Origin of the sequence: Celerinatantimonas sediminis, assembly GCF_046054195.1 — a bacterium.
In the GTDB taxonomy this organism is placed as follows: domain Bacteria; phylum Pseudomonadota; class Gammaproteobacteria; order Enterobacterales; family Celerinatantimonadaceae; genus Celerinatantimonas.
The window spans coordinates 399,557-417,617 of sequence record NZ_JBEQCS010000002.1; the positions used below are offsets into that span (position 1 = coordinate 399,557).

General features: G+C 43.0%; 17 protein-coding genes, 1 tRNA gene and 2 CRISPR repeat arrays. Of the genes, 4 read left to right on the forward strand and 14 right to left on the reverse strand.

The window, feature by feature from the left end; genetic code table 11:
* Positions 1–43: 43 nt before the first annotated feature.
* The 4 genes from ABTQ23_RS04390 to ABTQ23_RS04405 are packed head-to-tail and all read right to left on the reverse strand — an operon-like array spanning position 44 to position 3,453.
* Positions 44–355, reverse strand: a complete 312-nt coding sequence (locus tag ABTQ23_RS04390) for a PTS lactose/cellobiose transporter subunit IIA (protein ID WP_408614415.1) — start codon at positions 353–355, stop codon at positions 44–46.
* Positions 355–1,752 carry a glycoside hydrolase family 1 protein gene (locus ABTQ23_RS04395; protein WP_408614416.1) on the reverse strand — a complete coding sequence of 466 codons (1,398 nt, stop codon included), beginning with the start codon at positions 1,750–1,752 and terminating at the stop codon, positions 355–357. Before ABTQ23_RS04395 ends, ABTQ23_RS04390 begins: the two co-directional genes overlap by 1 nt.
* A gap of 14 nt (positions 1,753–1,766) precedes the next feature.
* The gene (locus ABTQ23_RS04400) at positions 1,767–3,122 is read right to left on the reverse strand and encodes a PTS sugar transporter subunit IIC (RefSeq protein ID WP_408614417.1); all 1,356 of its coding nucleotides are present in this window, start codon (positions 3,120–3,122) and stop codon (positions 1,767–1,769) included.
* A gap of 16 nt (positions 3,123–3,138) precedes the next feature.
* Positions 3,139–3,453: a PTS sugar transporter subunit IIB gene (locus ABTQ23_RS04405; RefSeq protein ID WP_408614418.1), complete on the reverse strand. Its 315-nt coding sequence runs from the start codon at positions 3,451–3,453 to the stop codon at positions 3,139–3,141.
* A 233-nt stretch (positions 3,454–3,686) separates the two neighbouring features.
* Between ABTQ23_RS04405 and ABTQ23_RS04410 the strand changes: the two genes are divergently transcribed.
* Both ABTQ23_RS04410 and ABTQ23_RS04415 read left to right on the forward strand, forming a co-directional pair.
* A complete protein-coding gene (locus ABTQ23_RS04410; protein ID WP_408614507.1) occupies positions 3,687–5,015 on the forward strand; it encodes a PTS sugar transporter subunit IIC in 1,329 nt (442 codons plus the stop codon).
* A gap of 394 nt (positions 5,016–5,409) precedes the next feature.
* Positions 5,410–6,801: an NAD-dependent succinate-semialdehyde dehydrogenase gene (locus ABTQ23_RS04415; RefSeq protein WP_408614419.1), complete on the forward strand. Its 1,392-nt coding sequence runs from the start codon at positions 5,410–5,412 to the stop codon at positions 6,799–6,801.
* Here ABTQ23_RS04415 and ABTQ23_RS04420 read toward each other — a convergent pair.
* Complete coding sequence (locus ABTQ23_RS04420; protein WP_408614420.1) at positions 6,798–6,941, reverse strand: hypothetical protein; 144 nt, start codon at positions 6,939–6,941, stop codon at positions 6,798–6,800. The two genes, ABTQ23_RS04415 and ABTQ23_RS04420, sit on opposite strands and share 4 nt — an antisense overlap.
* A gap of 3 nt (positions 6,942–6,944) precedes the next feature.
* Here ABTQ23_RS04420 and ABTQ23_RS04425 point away from each other — a divergent pair.
* Both ABTQ23_RS04425 and ABTQ23_RS04430 read left to right on the forward strand, forming a co-directional pair.
* Positions 6,945–7,034, forward strand: a tRNA-Ser gene (locus ABTQ23_RS04425).
* Positions 7,035–7,353: 319 nt separating this feature from the next.
* Complete coding sequence (locus ABTQ23_RS04430) at positions 7,354–8,292, forward strand: site-specific integrase (protein WP_408614421.1); 939 nt, start codon at positions 7,354–7,356, stop codon at positions 8,290–8,292.
* A gap of 15 nt (positions 8,293–8,307) precedes the next feature.
* Positions 8,308–8,995: a CRISPR direct-repeat array (repeat unit 28 nt; unit sequence TTTCTAAGCTGCCTGTGCGGCAGTGAAC).
* A 130-nt stretch (positions 8,996–9,125) separates the two neighbouring features.
* Here ABTQ23_RS04430 and cas6f (ABTQ23_RS04435) read toward each other — a convergent pair.
* The 9 genes from cas6f (ABTQ23_RS04435) to cas6f (ABTQ23_RS04475) are packed head-to-tail and all read right to left on the reverse strand — an operon-like array spanning position 9,126 to position 17,252.
* Positions 9,126–9,770 carry a type I-F CRISPR-associated endoribonuclease Cas6/Csy4 gene (gene cas6f, locus ABTQ23_RS04435; protein WP_408614422.1) on the reverse strand — a complete coding sequence of 215 codons (645 nt, stop codon included), beginning with the start codon at positions 9,768–9,770 and terminating at the stop codon, positions 9,126–9,128.
* Positions 9,771–9,807: 37 nt separating this feature from the next.
* Positions 9,808–10,305, reverse strand: coding sequence for a hypothetical protein (locus ABTQ23_RS04440; protein ID WP_408614423.1), 498 nt, complete (start codon positions 10,303–10,305; stop codon positions 9,808–9,810).
* A complete protein-coding gene (gene cmr6 / locus ABTQ23_RS04445; RefSeq protein ID WP_408614424.1) occupies positions 10,298–11,338 on the reverse strand; it encodes a type III-B CRISPR module RAMP protein Cmr6 in 1,041 nt (346 codons plus the stop codon). Before cmr6 ends, ABTQ23_RS04440 begins: the two co-directional genes overlap by 8 nt.
* A complete protein-coding gene (cmr5, locus tag ABTQ23_RS04450; protein ID WP_408614425.1) occupies positions 11,335–11,784 on the reverse strand; it encodes a type III-B CRISPR module-associated protein Cmr5 in 450 nt (149 codons plus the stop codon). The genes cmr6 and cmr5 overlap by 4 nt, the downstream gene beginning before the upstream one ends.
* 3 nt (positions 11,785–11,787) lie before the next feature.
* On the reverse strand, positions 11,788–12,630 hold the full coding sequence (cmr4, locus tag ABTQ23_RS04455) for a type III-B CRISPR module RAMP protein Cmr4 (RefSeq protein WP_408614426.1): 843 nt from the start codon (positions 12,628–12,630) through the stop codon (positions 11,788–11,790).
* Between the two features lie 14 nt (positions 12,631–12,644).
* Positions 12,645–13,814 carry a type III-B CRISPR module-associated Cmr3 family protein gene (locus tag ABTQ23_RS04460; RefSeq protein ID WP_408614427.1) on the reverse strand — a complete coding sequence of 390 codons (1,170 nt, stop codon included), beginning with the start codon at positions 13,812–13,814 and terminating at the stop codon, positions 12,645–12,647.
* Entirely contained in the window at positions 13,811–15,655 is a 1,845-nt protein-coding gene (cas10, locus tag ABTQ23_RS04465; protein WP_408614428.1) for a type III-B CRISPR-associated protein Cas10/Cmr2, read from the reverse strand. Before cas10 ends, ABTQ23_RS04460 begins: the two co-directional genes overlap by 4 nt.
* 2 nt (positions 15,656–15,657) lie before the next feature.
* Complete coding sequence (gene cmr1 / locus ABTQ23_RS04470) at positions 15,658–16,887, reverse strand: type III-B CRISPR module RAMP protein Cmr1 (RefSeq protein WP_408614429.1); 1,230 nt, start codon at positions 16,885–16,887, stop codon at positions 15,658–15,660.
* A gap of 14 nt (positions 16,888–16,901) precedes the next feature.
* Positions 16,902–17,252: a type I-F CRISPR-associated endoribonuclease Cas6/Csy4 gene (gene cas6f, locus ABTQ23_RS04475; RefSeq protein ID WP_408614430.1), complete on the reverse strand. Its 351-nt coding sequence runs from the start codon at positions 17,250–17,252 to the stop codon at positions 16,902–16,904.
* A gap of 150 nt (positions 17,253–17,402) precedes the next feature.
* A CRISPR array of direct repeats spans positions 17,403–17,671; the repeat unit is 29 nt; unit sequence TTTCTAAGCTGCCTGTGCGGCAGTGAACA.
* The last annotated feature ends 390 nt before the right edge of the window (positions 17,672–18,061 follow it).

Below are 18,061 nucleotides of genomic sequence, written 5' to 3' on the forward strand. Positions count from 1 at the left end.
CCATGGTTAGCCAATACCGTAATCACCCTCTAACTTTTCACTTTTAGCGCTCATCCATCTTTTTATACAGTGCAATTAATTCAACGATCAACTCACCAGCGAGCATCGCCGTCATGATATGATCCTGAGCATGCACCATAATCAGTGTCATCGGAACTTTGCCCTCGCCCTGATCATCACCAATCAGCTGAGTTTGAACTTTGTGCGCCTCGCTAATAAATGATTGAGCCTGTTTGACGCATTCTTGAGCCTTACCAAAATCGCCACTTTTAGCGCATTTAAGCCCTTCATAATACAAACTGCGAGCTTGGCCTGCGTTGACAATAATGCCCATTACAACCTGTTCTAAATCCATTAGTTATCTCCACTGTCAAAGCCATTGTCTCTAGCGACTTGCGCAATCCAATTGCCACTTTTTTTAATCGTGCGCTGTTGGGTTTTTAAATCTAACGCCACAAAACCGTAGCGATTTTTATACGCATTTGCCCATGACCAGCAGTCAATAAAGGTCCACAGATGATAGCCCCGACAGTTTGCCCCCTCCGTCATCGCTTTATTAACCCAGATCAGATGGTTACGAATAAACTCAATTCGATAATCGTCTTGTACTTGTCCGTTGACGATAAACCGCTGTTCATCTTCGACCCCCATTCCATTTTCAGAAATGTAACAGGGAATATTGCCGTAGTTTTCTTTAAGATTAAGAAGAATGTCGTAAACCCCTTTTTCGTATATTTCCCAACCTCGATAACGATTCATCTTACGCACTGGCATCTCATAAGGTTCAAAAAACCATTCAGGCAGCATTGGGCCATCGGGGTTAATCGCATTAAGACGGGCTTTCACTCGCCGCGGCTGATAATAATTCACGCCAAGCATATCGACCTTGCCCAAGCGAAGTAATTCACTATCACCAGGCTCTGTTTTCGGAGCAACATTATAATCAGCCATGAGCTGTACTAACTCTTGTGGATATTGACCAAGAACAGCGGGGTCTAAAAAGCTTCGATTAAACAAAAGATCGGCCATTCGCGCGGCTTTTTCATCACTTGGGTGCGATGAACGCGGATACGATGGCGTTAGATTTAACACAATGCCAATCTGCCCATGCTCATGACTATGATGGTATGCACTGACGGCTTTAGCATGAGCCAGCATCGTATGATAGGCCACCTGAACAGCGCGTTTAAAATCAACCACATTTGGGTAATGGGCATCATACAAATAGCCCTGCTCAACAGGGACAATCGGCTCATTAAACGTAAACCAGTAGCGAACATCCTTACCAAATAGATCAAAGCAAGTTTTGGTATATTCAACATATGCATCAACGACTTCTCGGTTTTCCCATCCTCCTTTTTCTTGCATCACTAATGGCATATCAAAGTGAAACAGGCAGATAAATGGTTCGATGCCAGCATTTTTTAGCTCCTGAATCATATTGGTGTAGAACTCAACCGCTTTTGGGTTAACAGCGCCCACGCCATCAGGAATCAACCTTGCCCACGAAATCGAGGTTCGAAAACTATTATGGCCAAGTTGTTTCATTAACTGGATATCGCTTTTATAGTTCTGATAAAAAGTCGATGTATCTGCAGGCCCTACTCCATCGAAAAAGCGCCACGGTTGTTGCTCAAACCAATGATCCCAAATCGTCGGGGCTTTGCCTTCGGCTAAACTGGCACCTTCACTTTGCGCAGCAGAAGATGCACTTCCCCACCAAAAATCATTCGGAAACTTATAGAAACTCATAATGACTCCTTTTATTAAACCGCTGCTGGGTGAGTACCATGACCGTGGTGAGCATCATCTTTTTGCTGTGCTTTTTTCTCAGCCATTTTTTGCTGTTCTTGTTTGAGTAGCTGTTTTTCGTATGCTTTTAAAAATGGCCAGTACATCAACGCAGCTGAACACATACAGAACAAACACATAAATATTGGCGAAATAGCCCAGTTTGCAGCCCATGAGGCACCGATTGGCCCAGGAGTCGTCCAAGCGGTTAGAGAAACCACTCGAGGGAGGAAACCTAAAGCAGTAACGGTGTATGCGATCACCGCATTAATCATTGGAATAAAGATAAAAGGTAGGAAGAAGATAGGGTTCATTATCACTGGCGCACCAAACAAAATAGGCTCGTTAATGTTAAATAGCCCCGGAATAACCCCCAGCTTACCGATAGTGCGCAAGTGCGCTTCTTTACTTCGTATCAATAAAAAGGCAAGTGGCAATGTTGAACCAACGCCTCCAATAAGCAGGTAATGGTCCCAAAATCCTTGGGTATAGATATGCGGAATTGCTTGGCCTGCCGCCAACGCAACCTGGTTTGCAGACAAATTAGCCATCCAGAATGGGTTCATAATACCTGTCACAATTAATGCCCCGTGCACCCCACAGAACCATAAAATCTGACAGATAAAGACCGACAAGAGTATTGCAGGCAAACTATCCGATGCTGAAACCAAGGGTTTTAACGCAGACATAATCGCTTCAGGCAAAATCATTCCGGTAAAATGCTGTAACAGTAAATTCAGCGGATATAAGGTAAAAATAATCGCCAGCACTGGGATTAAAATTTCAAATGAGCGGGCAACTCCGGCAGGAACTTGTTCTGGCAGACGAATCGTTACATTATGGCGTTTTAAAAAGCCGTAAACCTCGGTTGCGTATATCGCCACAATCAGTGCCGTAAAAATGCCTTCGCCAGCAAAGTATTGCGTTGAAATCTGCCCATCTTTAAACGGTGCTGCCACCAGTAAAAATGACATCAGCGATAATAGACCTGTGGTTATCGGGTCCAACTTATAGTGGCGAGCTAAACTTGATGCCACCCCCACCGATATAAATAGCGTCATCACCCCCATACTCAGGTGATAAGGCAACATCAACATCTCCCGATGCGCCGCCGAAAAATCGAGCCAAGCTCTGGCAAAGCCCCAGGTTGTATCTTTGGAAAATGGCGGAAAAATAAACACCAGCATAAAAGAACCAACAATCATGAACGGCAAAGCGGCAATAAAGCCGTCACGAATCGAGGTAATATATTTTTGTTGGCCAATTCTTCCGGCAACAGGCGTGAGCTTTTGCTCAATCGTTGTTGACATTTTTTCAAGTAGATTGCTCATGGCTGTCTCCTTGCAATCAAGCGACGGTTTCGATTAGTTCAAGGGCCTGAGCGAGCACATGTTCCCCGTTTTGCATGCCGTAATCACTCATACCGATAACAGCAACCGGAACATCATAAGGTTGCGCTCTTTGGGTTAAATCATCATTGAGATATTTCACCTGCGGACCTAACAAAACCACCTGATATTGACCCACCTGTTCATCAAACTCACTTACGCTAAACGCATCAATTTGCGCATCAATCTCTTGTTCTTGAGCAGCTTGGCGCATTTTATTGACCAATAAGCTGGTCGACATACCAGCCGAGCAGCACAACATAATCTGATACATAACCTTCTCCCGAATTAGAATCTCACAATCAAAATAGAACTTAAGGAAACATTTGGAAACCGGTTTCCATTAATTTTCCTTGGTTATGTGTATCGGATCACGAGATCCAATTAATGAGTAAATATAAATGTGATGGTTGACGAATAAATCACTTAGGTCACAGCATATCGGCTCCACAACCGTTACTATGGGCCGGGTAAAATGACAAACTTCTCAATGGTGAATTAGACGTGATCAATGAAGCCTGGCTACGATTGTTTGCCAATGCGGTTGAAGAATATATTGCACCGATTGCCAAAGTGCTATCGCAGAGCAACCACATCACCGCAATGCGAGATAGCTTTCAGTTATCGATGCCTTTTATTATTGTGGGCAGCCTATTTATTCCTTTTTTATACCCCCCGGTCACCGCTAACTCGACAGATGGTTGGATGCAAATTTGGTATCAGTTTTCCCAAAATTACCGTCCGTTATTACTTCCGCCATATCAAATAACATTTGGAGTGATTAGCCTAACCATTGCATTCGGTGCTTCAGCCAGCTTAGCCAAGCAATATCAGATGCCACAACGATTATGTGGGCTCACCAGCTGCATGGCTTTTTTACTGCTAATTGGGCTTTTTAACCACAGCTCGCAAGCCTATCAATACTTGGGCTCAACCGGGATGTTTACCGCACTATTTGCCAGCTTTTATAGTGTCGAAATGATTCGTCTGTGCCAACGCTTAGGCTGGATTATCCAACTTCCCGAAGAGGTGCCACAAATTACCCAACGTGGTTTTGCGCTGATCATCCCACTGTTGCTGATTATGGTTTCACTGACCATCTTCAATGAACTGATCTTTCAATATACCGGTGCTATTTTCCCAAAACTGGTTGAGCAAGTTTTTCAGCCATTGGTGATTGCCTCTGATTCGCTTCCGGCCATTATTATTTCGTTGATGGTTTGTAGTTTATTATGGTTTATTGGCATTCACGGAGCCCTTTTGGTGACAGGGATTATGAATCCATTTTGGATGACAAATCTATCGACCAACCAATTAGCGTTAGCCGCTGGGCAAGTTCCGCCGCATATTTTTCTCCAAGCGTTTTGGGATTATTATTTGCTCATTGGCGGAGTTGGTTCAACACTGCCGCTGGTATTTATGGCCCTGCGCAGTCGCTCTCGTCAGCTTCGCTCAGTTGGAAAAGTTGGGGTAATTCCCTCTTTATTTAATATTAATGAGCCCATTCTGTTCGGATTTCCCATCATTATGAACCCGCTATTTTTCCTTCCTTTTTTGTTTGTGCCTGTGATCAACGCATGCATTGCATGGTATCTCACTCAGATTGGCTGGTTAAGCCGCTTTGTTGCCATGCTTCCATGGTCAACTCCTGGGCCAATCGGAGCGGCATGGGCCGCTAACGGCAGCTTAAATAATGCCTGTATGAGCCTGTTAGCAATCGTTCTATCTTGGTTAATTTATCGCCCTTTTTTTAAAGTGCACGAAAAACTATTGCTTGAACAAGAGAGCAACAGAAGTCTCTCGCAAAATCAGTCGGAAAATACCCAGCATCTCTAAAGAAAAATATTATCTATAAATTTCATATTGTTATAAACAAAACCTGCGAAATTTTACTTGAAACAACAGCGGTTTATAAATTCAATCCACCATTACTACTTTTTCAGTAATATTTAAATAAATGTTTAAATATCGCGACCCAGATCAAAGACTTTGTTCTCAATAAAATCTACTTTCATAAACAATTAACCAACATGTTATTAACTTTTGCAGTGCAATCGAGTGTTCATCGCCTCACAAAGCTGATTTTCCTTGCCTTGTATTAAAACACCGAAAATCGGTTATCTGAGCAATTGAAGAGCATTACTGATTAAAATGTTAACAATAAGTTCTTAACACGTTAAGCCCAGGCGAGTAGTCGCTCGCATTTATTCATGAAGTGAAGGAGAACAGCATGGCTTACGCAACAACCAATCCTTATACAGCAGAAGTCGTTAAAACTTTTGCTGATGCAACCGATGAACAAGTTCAACACGCTTTAGAAACAGGCCATAGTGCATTTTTAGCTTGGAAAGAAACCCCCTTTGCCACTCGCGGGGAAATTCTGCAAAAAGCAGCCGACCTATTGCGCAAAAATTGCGATCAATACGCACAATTACTCACTCTAGAAATGGGTAAATTACTGAGCGAAGCGAAAGGTGAAGTTGAACTTTCTGCCCAAATTATCGAATATTATGTGCACAATGCAGAGCGTCTTTTAGCGCCACGCAATCTTGAAGTTGCTGACCCATCTGAAGGCAAAGCGATGATTGTAAATGATCCATTAGGGATCATTCTGGCCATTGAACCTTGGAACTTCCCATTTTATCAAATCGCTCGTATTTTGGCTCCACAGCTCTCAGCTGGGAACGTCGTTATCTTAAAACACGCATCGAACGTTCCTCAATGTGCAGCTGCCTTTGAACAACTCATGCGTGATGCCGGTCTTCCTGATGGTTGTTTTACCAATCTATACGCAACCCGCAGTCAAATTGAAATGATCCTTAACAGTAAATATGTACAAGGGGTTGCATTAACAGGTTCTGAAGCAGCAGGGGCTCAAGTTGCAGCAACTGCAGCCAAAGCACTTAAAAAATCGACGATGGAATTAGGTGGTGCCGATGCTTTTGTTGTTTTAAAAGATGCAGATTTAGCGAAAACAGTGAAATGGGCAGTCTTTGGCCGACATTGGAATGGCGGTCAAGTTTGTGTTTCTTCAAAACGAATGATCGTTGTTGCTGATGTCTACGATGAATTCTTACGCCAGTATCAACAAGGTGTCAGTGAACTTAAAGCTGGCGACCCAATGGATAGCGCGACCACTTTGGCACCACTGTCATCGCAAGGTGCGGCTGATGATGTCAAAGAACAAATCCGTCAAGCTGTTAGCCATGGCGCAACAGCCACCGAAATTGGCCCTGAAGTTCCACAACATGGCGCGTTTGTGCAACCCACTATTTTGACGAATGTCACAAGTGATAATCCTGCTTACTACTGGGAATTTTTCGGCCCAGTCTCGATGATCATCAAAGCTAAAGATGAAGCACAAGCAATTGCCATCGCCAACGATTCACCCTTTGGTTTAGGTGGCAGCGTCTTTACGCAAAATGAAGCGCATGGACTTGAAGTTGCCAAACAGATTTCAACCGGCATGGTATTTGTAAACCACCCAACCATGGTCAAAGCAGACTTGCCATTTGGTGGTGTCCGTCGCTCCGGATATGGCCGTGAACTACTTGATTTAGGCCTTAAAGAATTCGTCAATCATAAACTAATTGACGTTGTTGATATTGATGCACCGTTCTAAGTATTAAGCTCATCAATCTCCATCTCTTTCATAGCGGGCTCATAGCCCGCTTTTTTACTGATTAAGGCCTTTAAAGTCAGTTTAAAAATCGCTGATAAGTCGTTGTATAAAGAGCGAATCAGCGTAAAATATCCGCCCATATCGGAGAGGTGCCAGAGTGGCCGAATGGGACGGTCTCGAAAACCGTTGTGGGAGTAATCTCACCGAGGGTTCGAATCCCTCCCTCTCCGCCAACTAGAAAACTACCACCAATATAAAAATAAATAGGTTTCGATGGTAGATTGATTTCAAACCACTTCAAATACCCATCTTTTTGACGCCCAAATGATACGTTTGCATCACGTAAATTTTCGCCTACCTTCTAGCTTCAACTTAAATTCAATTTATATATGTCTCGTTTTAATTTGGTGTACCGTGATCAACTGTAATATGCATGGTCATACCAGTTGACATCACATCATTCTGGCAAGCCATCGTAATATCTAAGGCATCACTCCCAGCCTTCACCGTTTTAGTTCGGGCATTGGCAGCGGCTTCCGCTCTGCTATTTTGTTGGGAGAGAAAGTAAAAACAGAGACAACCGTCAGCTGTTATCTCGAAGTCTATATGGAAAGTTGTCAGCTCAGAGGCTTATCACCATCAACGCTGATTGGTTATCGCAAGTGCATCACAGCACTCAAGCCACTGCATGATGTTTACATCAGTGAAGTAACACCTGCTCTGATTAAACGATTTATCACACAAGCATCATGTAGCCTCAAAACAATGCGCAACATTCTATCTGTTTTACGTTCATCATTGGATGAAGGCATCACAGATGGCATCATCAAAATTAATCCATGTGTCGGTGTAAATCCTGGTCGATATATTCTCAAAGAGAACAAACTATCAACTCGGGGGCAAAACAAAGATGTGGATCCATTCACACCTGCAGAAGAAAAAGCAATTATCAAAGCTGCAGAGAGCCATCCCCAATGGCAAAATCTGTTTCGATTTTGGCTGCACAGTGGGTTAAGGACTTCCGAACTTATCGCATTAAAATGGGATGATGTAGACTGGATCAATCACAAAGTGTCTGTAGTTGAGGCGCTTGTTTCTGGCATCACCAAATCAACAAAAACTCGAGCAGGCAGACGAATGATCGAGTTAGACAGTGAAGCAATGCATGCCCTCCACCAGCAAAAAGAACACACCTTTTTACATAGTGGCTATATCTTCCATGACCCGCGACTAAAGACGCACTGGCAAACCAGTGACTCAGTGCGCAAAAAGGCATGGCAACCCACACTCAAAAAAGCAGGCGTTCGCTACCGCCGACCATACAATTGCCGACACACCTTCGCCTGTCGTCATATCTCATCTGGAGCAAATCTCTGGTGGCTAGCCGAACAAATGGGCCACGCCTCACCAGAAATGCTGTTTAGACATTATGGCAGTTACATGCGGGAGTATGATCGCTCCGAAAAACAACGCCATAACATCAACAGCTAACCAACGCCTTTTATATCACTAAGCTGCCTATGCGGCAGTGAACTCGAGACTGTTTTTAGAGTGCTTGGTCTATATTTTCTAAGCTGCCTGTGCGGCAGTGAACGAAAATAAAAAATGTGATCTAATGGTTGTTAATTTCTAAGCTGCCTATGCGGCAGTGAACTTTGCGCTTGACGAGTCAGCGATTAAGGTTCTTTTCTAAGCTGCCTGTGCGGCAGTGAACAATACATGATGAAAAAAGGCATACTGTGTCGTTTTCTAAGCTGCCTGTGCGGCAGTGAACAAACGGGACCCAATGCTATGACCGTATTGCTATTTCTAAGCTGCCTGTGCGGCAGTGAACGAAGCTGCTTTCAAATCGGCCCAAAAAGCACATTTCTAAGCTGCCTGTGCGGCAGTGAACGGTGAGTTATACGGCGGTGGCATCCGGTCGATTTTCTAAGCTGCCTGTGCGGCAGTGAACGATGATTATTATCTGAATCTTCAACTTGCAGATTTCTAAGCTGCCTGTGCGGCAGTGAACTGTACCGATGCGCTGGCTCTGTGCTACGCACTTTTCTAAGCTGCCTGTGCGGCAGTGAACCCTCGGCATTGGAAGTCTAAAGAGGGCGCTCATTTCTAAGCTGCCTGTGCGGCAGTGAACTACAGGGAGGCCACGCCAGAAGAAATCCAACATTTCTAAGCTGCCTGTGCGGCAGTGAACAATAAAATTATCACGAAAAAACAAGCTACAGCAGGGTGTTAGCAAAAAAAGAGCTTTTTTACCTTATTAAAACCACCAATTTGTAACTTATTGTTTTACATATATTTTTTTAAAGAGCAAAAAATAAAGGTTAAAACCACGGCACAAATGTTCTAGAACTTTCTGAAGTTGAGCTCAATCCATAGCAAGTAAAGGTACCGCTATTTCCGATTTCGATACTAGATTTTTCACATTGAATAAACAGCATGAATTTATGATGTGGAGCTCTATCAGAAGAAGTCGATAAACTCTGAACATTAATATACGGTAACTTGCATTCAGTTGAGCTTTTCTCAATAGACGATAAAAGCTGAGCGCGCATATCACTCTCATCCACAGAGTGTCTTTGTGACAACAAAGTAACTCGTTGATCAAGCTGTTTGATCCGCCGTTGTTGCGATTTTATATTGAGTCGAGAAAAACAGGCATATTCACTCACATCACCTGGCACAGCTTTAATTGATTTTATATGGACGTAGTCACTTAAACGCTGTAACCACTGTGGGGCATTAATATTTGTCAGTAGTTCTTCAGTTTCAGCCAATAAGCGCAATTGATTTCCCAAGGGAAACGCTTTATTACCATACGCGGGAAAAGATAGTCCAACCAAAGAAGCATTATCGCCGACCTTATGTTCCACCAGCATAATATGGATCTGCTGATAGACTTTCTCCCACACCAATCCGAGAGACATCTCAGGATCTGGCAACAAGGTAATATCTTGGTAGTAATTCATAGTATCCTTATTCCCATTGTTCATTATTGTCGTTCTTTCAGCAGCTAGCGGTAAATTTTGTCATTTCATCCTCGGTGCATTGGAGCACTAATTTTTGATCACCTTTACTCTGTTGAATCACCCGTATTTGTTCAGCAATTTCTTTGAATCTATCAGGATTCATATCAAAATTTCCTTGGCCTACTGTCATACCGATATATCCCATAACTTCCGACCGAGTAAAGTCTTTCCTACTCATTGGAGGACAGTCTATTGTATCTTTAGGTGATTTAAGAATGATGGTTATCTGATCATCCGTTGCTATAAGTTCTTTCAATCTATTATCTATAAATAAGTAAATAAGACCCGATGAAAATAAGCTCGTAGATATAGAAATTATGACTGTGTTCCAGAATTCACTATTCACATGAACATATAAATGGATGTAATCCCCTTTAGCCAACGACAGTCCCCCTATTGGTAACAGGAAAAAAAAGATTAATGCTGGCCAAGTTCTTTCAAAGAACTTTTTCATTATTTTCAATAATTTACTCATTTTTACCTTTTAAAAACTGATAGGCTTTATAGCGATTTTTAGAACTGTTTTTGGTCTCATTTTTCCATGATTCAATAATTTTATGGTGAACAACTTTCACTTTTTCTACTAACTCATCAAAATCATCACGTTTTTTTGTTTTATTTAGCTCCTTACTAAACATCAGCATTATTTGCTCCTCAGAGAGTTGCCTTATTTCATATTCTTTTTTTTCTTCTGGGGTCATCATTCGTTCATAAGATAATTTTTTCAATATAGGAAGCAACTCCAAAGACCCTTTAAAGTATCCATACCCTGCCGATGTCTTCGCCCCAATTCCATTATCAGCTAATGCACAGTTCAACATGGTTTGACATAAAGCGATATGTTCTGGCTTGCCTTCAATAACAAACAGAAAACTTCCCTGCACAGCCAGTTGATGATTGGGGATGGGGCTGTCTTTATCCGATGGTTCGGCCTGCCCACCGTTGTAATAAGCTTGGTGATGTGTGGTCACTACATCCAATACAAACGGCTTTGACTCAGTATTCCCTTTCCCAAAAGGAATCCACCACGCATCATGAAAGATGACCAGCCCAGAAACCCTATTTAACTCATCGCTATCGCGAGTACCAAATAGCTCAGCTATCTCTTGCGGATAATCCGCTGTTAAATTTTGCTCGGCCCAAGCACGCACTACACCTTTAACACTGGAACCCGGGATATATGGCATGCCGTAGTTACGACTTAAACTACAGCCGGTTTCTAACGCACCATTACCTGTTAAGCTAATCAACAAACGCTGTTCCAGAGTCATCACGGTTTGAGAAAAGCGAGCCGAATCCGTAGTTAAGTCGAACCAGCGGTTAAAAGCACTCAAGTAAAGCGGCGAAGCCGTGTATTTAGAAATGGCCGTAAGATGGTCAGTTTTTGCCGTACTATTCCCTGTAGGTGGTTCTGGTAATCCTTTCTGTAGCCATAAACTGGGATTAATAGAATCACTACCTTGTTCACGGAGTAAATCAGTAATCACTTGTCGACGCAAAGGAGTCATAACTTAGCTCCTTCTTTTACGTTAGTTTCACCCTCATTTTCACCTGTAGCATCAAGCTTCAAAACACCTTGCACATAACGGCGTAGCCAGCCAGCAATCTCAAGCGATTCACGGGTATAACGCATAACCTGAGTAAGATTAGAATCAATTATTTTTTGATGGAAATCTTCTATTTTTTGAATATTTTTAAAGTCATCATCAATGTTTCTAAATACTGTGATCAAATGCTCTAGCAATATTTGATGTGCATGCTCTGAGGACGATTTAGCAAGTAAAAAGCCAGTAGCTTGCGGTAAACCATTTTGCAAAATCATCGCAGGCAGTTTGTGGGCAAGGGTGGCATAATTTTTATTAAGAGCTTTTCCTTCTTTAGAACTTTCATCCGCTTTGAGAGCCACTATCAACGGATAAGCTGTTTGCGCTATCACCTGGTTTCTTGGGGTCATACCTTAGTCTCCCTGAGTAAGCAATTGCACTAAACCATTACCAACACCAGCATTACCACCCATTTGCAATAGCGCTAAATGAGCATGTTTTTGGAACTGAGCTGTATATTCGGCTGAATATCCTTTTGTATGCTCATTAAAGCTATAGCTTCCCCACAAGACGCTTTCTGCTGGTAGGCTTTCTTCTGTCCAGAGGGCCCCCTCGGCTACCACACCAGTCTCTTGATCCATTCGAATACGCGTGCGTACTTCCGTTGCCGTTTCGGCTAAATAAGAAAAGACATCATCAGGTAAAATAACAAAATGCTTTTTAAAATCCTGCTGAGCTTCAGTGTCACTGGCATAAATAACTTGTGATAGCTGTTCTGCCCATTCTTGCGCCGACTCATCTGACTGCGCATCAATATCTAACTCTTCGAGAACCACCTTCTTATTAACAAGAATTTGGCTATCACTCGAGCAAATCGCTTGCCCTAATTTTGATATGGATAGTTTTAACACCATTTCCTTTTTATACCGGCGCAAAATAAATGGGCAGGTCGCATAAGCGACAATGCCATACACGCTGCGAACTGGCAGTACTAAAAGGTGCGCATCGGTTACTGACAGCGCACCAGCAAAATTATCAGTGCCATCCACCTGACCAAACAATGATCGCGTCAATTCTGATGCTGAATCATCTGTAGATAAATGAGCCCGTAATACACCACGAATAGTTGCTCCAGGAACAATCGGTAAATTGGTTGCTCGTTCACGAATAATAGGTTGATCGACAATCCCGACTGATTGCCCGGAACCACAGTGCAAAATCGTTTGACTGATGAGATGATATGTATGAAAAGACATTACGAGTTCCTTACTTAATCCTGTGTTTCATGCCATGAATATGCCATAGGTAATGCGAGTCCAAAGCCATTTGAGTTGTGTTGAGTACCATCACACAGATGCGCCATCCACAAACGTGCTAATTCTTGTTTTGTTGCTGTACCAGGAACAATTTCAAACCAGTAAGTAGCACCTGCAGGGATCATCAGTTCAGTTGCCCGTGGTTTATTAATTGCCAAATCCCACCCAGATTGAGGTGTCCAACGTTCTAGTGCGGCGGCCTTAAGTTTCAACTGCAAGGTCTGACAACCAGGAGGCGTTCCAATCAAAGAATCTTCGTTTATCCATTTAGGCCGCCACCCTTGTGCAAATATGGTTGGAGTTAAAAATGTCAGTGTTAATCCACCAGCTTTGATCATATCTTGGCCATGATCTGAAGGACACGTTGGCCACAGTTCGCATGGTTGGATCTCAGCTAACCGGCGCTCCCCACCTAAGTTCATCGCTTTTAACGTCACATCACCATCAATGCCCGCAAGAATGGAAACCTTCTCATTCGGGAAACTAGCTGCACAATCTGGCTGTTGCCACATAGTCAGCCCCGCTGTTTGAAAAATCTGTCCCTCTACAGAATTAAGCGTTTTATTATCCCGTTCAATATGTGTGCGAACATCCGGTTCGGTTGGTGTCCAGCCATTTTTCACGACATCTTTAAATGAAGGAACGTTACCGGTTCGCCAAGCAAGCAAATCTTTCAATGCCCACCAGCGGGGACCTTTCACGGGCTTACCGTTGATGTTTTGTGATAAAAAGAGAGGCAACAATCCCTTGGGTAGATCGCAGCCATCCTCTTCGCCAAGCTCTAAAGGCTGCATTCCAACAATAATGGTTTCACCCTCAAAGCGAAAATATTGCGCATCTGTTGGTTTAGGTACCAAAATATTCGCTTCGCTTAACTCGTTAACGGATGTATCTTTCGGAATTTTTACCGCTAAAGGTCCAGTCACTGAACATTCAAAAAGTTGCTTGATATGCGCCTTATTATCGAAGTTCATTCCTTGGCTTCGGGCATAGACATTACGCAAGGCCCCGGCAATCGTTGATGGGGGTGGAAATTTTGCAGCATCAGCATCAGAGATTGCTTCGAATGGCCGACTAGAGCGGATAATCAGGGGATCGCGAGGACTCAATAAAAAATAATTCATAAGGTATCTCCTTCCCCCAAATCCGCAGTGGTTGTCGCCGATAACCAACGCGCAATACGCAGCATATTTGCCAGTTCATCCAGCGGCTGAGACTGTGCTTGCTCATGTAATTGTTGTTTGAGCGATTCGACTTGTTGTATATATGTGCGGCCCTCTTTGTCGTTCACATCAATACTGTTAAGATTTTCTTCAGAGTATTGATGAGCAAATGAGGCACGCGCAAGCATGCGCTCAAGTTCACTGAGGCGAATGCCCGCTCCGACATTTTCATCCACTTTTTCTTTATCATTTGTCCAACTAAGGCGCTGCGCCATAGTCAATACATCCTGCATAATGCGCGTCGGCAATAAACCGTTTCTGAATCCAGCCACAAAATTATTCAAAGCAGCCATAGTATTGGCATCATCCCAACAACAACGCCAAGACACTTCAAAACCGGAACGGATCCCCAATACGATTGCTAATGCATTTCTGGGCTTCACTAATCCATCACCTTTCGCTAATTTTTCAGCTTGAATTGCTCGGTGACGAAGCTGCCGCATCGGTTGGACAAAATGGCCAATCGCCAGCCCAACCGATAACGTTGGAGGAGACACGACTTTGAGATCTAGCTTAGAAATCACAGCAGTCATCTTTTCGTCAAACATCTTCGCCAGCTCTTGAGCACAAACTAAAGATGAGTTCAGTGGGACAAAGGCTAAAATATCATCGCCTCCGGTATAAATTGCATGACCACCATGATCTCTTATGACTGTTCGCACTTCAGTTGCAAATTGATGTAACGCCTTGGATATTTGGATGGAATGCTCTTTACTATCAGCCTTTGAAAGTAGCTCCCCCATACGGTCGCCATCGGCTTTAAGTAATACCCCGTAAGGCACTGGGGAACCTGACTCTTTACCAATATTAGACAAGCAGTTGAGAAGATTTTGTCTAACCTCTTGATCTAAATCTTTCTCCTGTTCAATACGACTAGAAAAGAGATATTCGCCATCATAAGAGAAATTTATATAACAGTCGTTATTGCCAACAACTCGCGTTGCCACGCCCGCCTTAATACAAGGTTGATAACATTGTTTAAGGGAGCCGATTTGCTGATCACTTAAAGTGGCTAACCAAGGTTCTGCAACTACGCGTGAAAACGGCGTAAATTGCTCAAAGTGCCCCGCTTTGCGCTTAATCAGGCCTAAAATATCCAGCTCTTCACGCTCACTCAAGCGTAGTTGATGCCTTAGCCCCTGCTGCTTCACCTTATCAGTCAGAGTATTATTTGCCCCATCCAATGTAGATTTGAAAAAGCCACTTTTCGTATCTTGAATAGGCAAGAAATTTTTAGTTTGCTTGCGTGCTGCGAGCAGCTTACCCAAACGTTTAGAGGCGTCGCCGTACTTGTTTGGCTCAAGTTTTACCCAGGCAGCGTAGGTTTCGAGAATATCGTGCTTTTGCTGCTCAAAACGTTCATTATCAATGGCGAATTCTGAAAGCTTACTTTTTACGGTATTAATAAGGTCGTCTAGACGCTGAGCTGCCGCATGTTTCGCATCGTCAACAATACAACGTACCTGCTCAGCATTGTCGGCTTGAATCACTACTCGAATCACATTGGCGATATTGGCTTCGATAACTATCTTAGGATCCGAAGAATCAGGATCTTGAGGTTTTAACTCTTCATCTGGGCTTGGAAAAACCAGACAACCATTTTGCGCTTGATGTAATTTCAGTGCCACTGCCCGAGAAACTTCTGATAACAACCACGACCCACACCATAGATCTTGGCTGCGCCGCCCTGCTTCGATAAAGCTTTGTACCGGACCAATGCTAATGGCCACTAAATAGTCCATGGTTAATGTCCTTTTTCAAAATAGTCAAGAAAAGCGGAAAGAGGATCTGGCCCATTTTCTGGATCATCGGCGCGAAGCTTATCCCCATATGCCATTGGGCGAATGGCTGTAGCCGCTTTTTGTCTGGCCACTCTGTCAACTGGCCAAATTTGAAGTGATGCTTTTTGTTTTTCTGGCTTCGGAGTGAGTTCTAGCTCTTCTGTTAACGCTTCTTGCCATTTTGGTAGTAACAGCGCCACGGCTTTCCATTCGGTATCGTGCCCATAAGGTCTCAAAATCAGAGGACTAGCCATTCGCTTACTATTAATAGGTTTTAAATCTGTTTTTACTGGTTCACCATTCCCTACCAGCTTCAACGTAATAGGCAAACCAAATGCAGCACGAGCAAATATATTACCCGCCTTATGCCTTGGAACATGGCCCCCATTTGCATCTTTTCCCGTCAACCTTCGAAGTGCATCTGGTTCCGGCCAAAAACTTCGCCCGGCTTTTCCCGATGAATTATTTCGACCCGAGCCAGCCTTTTGACGAAATTCAAATATTCTTTCTGAAGAATATTTCCAAGATTCCTGAGCGCTCCTATGTATTTCATTAGACAATACAAAGCGAAGTGCCTTAGTATCTACACGTTTAAATACACTATGCTCGGCAGTAATAAGTTCTACATTTTCAATACTAATCGCACCAAACCCTCTGCGAGTTCGTCCTCCAATACCTCCAAAAGAAGCCCACCAGCTTACGGCTTCTTTAACTTCTTTTTTTACAGTCTCACCGCAGCGAACTTGTAAGGTAAACTTAAAACCATCCTTCAACCAATCTACAGGGCCATTAATGCTGGCAGAGCCAAAAATATATTTAATACCGCCAGTATAGGAATCTGATTTTACGAGATCATTATCCACTACTGATTTAGTTTGAACCTTAATCTCTACCTGGCTCGCTTTAGCGCCTTCATCCCCAATCCCACCCCAAATCGCGGTTTCTCTATCGAACATCTCTTTGGGGCTATTAAAAGGGCCACAGGCGATACGCCACCAAAAACGAAGTTGCCCTCGAATCGAGCTAGCGCGGATTGGCATTTCCTTATCAACTTCGCCAGCCTTCACGCCACCACCATACATGGGGGTAACCAATGTACACTGGTATGTCTGCCAGCTTTGATCATCTGGTAAATCATCCAGTGCTTTTTTCAAATCATCAAATTCGTCAGTTGTCTTTTGCCTTCTCATCATCAATTCCTTTTTGATTAAAACCAAGGGACACGGGAAGTCTGGCTCAGGCCATATTTTGAAAAGGTCGGGTTATTAGTCATCGCCTCACATAGCGTCTGTCGAATAAACAGCCGAAATCGCTGGCCGGTCGAGTGGCTATTCAGTTGAATACTGGGTAAACAAAGCCACTGTAGCGCAGACCGTTCACCATGAATACGCAGCATATCCCCGGGGTGTTGCGCAGATAAATGTGGAAAGCTGACCCCAATATTTCCCGTTGATGAAGCGACCAGTGCTCGATGCAATTTACTAAATAGCGCACTCATCAATTGCAAGGCTGAAGACTCTGGATCGGGTAATAATGTTATCTCCAGATAATGATCCATCACACATCTCCATCCGTCATCAAATCGCTGTATTTAAAATTAACGAAGGATGATGATACATCAGTTAGTTTCTTTTTTGCTGACTTTTGATTTTTTTGTGAGTAAAAGCATCACCCTTTGATTTTTCCCACAAAAAGTATGAATCATAAAAAAATAAGCTGCCTGTGCGGCAGTGAACAAGCCATTGAATTGTCGCAGTATAAAACCAGATTTCTAAGCTGCCTGTGCGGCAGTGAACATACAGGGTTGGCAGAAATTCTGGAAATGAACTTTCTAAGCTGCCTGTGCGGCAGTGAACAGAAAAAAGAGCCAGTGTCAGTCGAACTCGGCTTTCTAAGCTGCCTGTGCGGCAGTGAACACCCGAACAATTCTAATATAAATGCTTCGGAGTTTCTAAGCTGCCTGTGCGGCAGTGAACAATAAAAATATCATATAAAGCTGAACAATTGCAGGAAGTTACTAATAAAAATCCCTTTTTACCTTGTTTAAAAGTGGAAAATGCAACTATATGTTTTTGCTATATTTTTAAAGAACGAAAAAATAAAGGGTCAAAACTTGGTTCTTTGGCTCAACAATCCGATCTATACCACTATGAAAATAACCTGTCGATGATGATAGGAACTAATCCCATGATCAGTATCTGAATAGCTTGGGAAATGCTGTTTATCTCATTTGAGTTTTGCCTACCCAAAACAGTAACTCAAAATGGCACATTGACGTCACGAAAAGCACAGTTCAAAAATAAAAACTATAAAAAATTAATTGGTTATAGATGAATCGTGGCGGGTTCAACTCCCCCAGCTCCACCA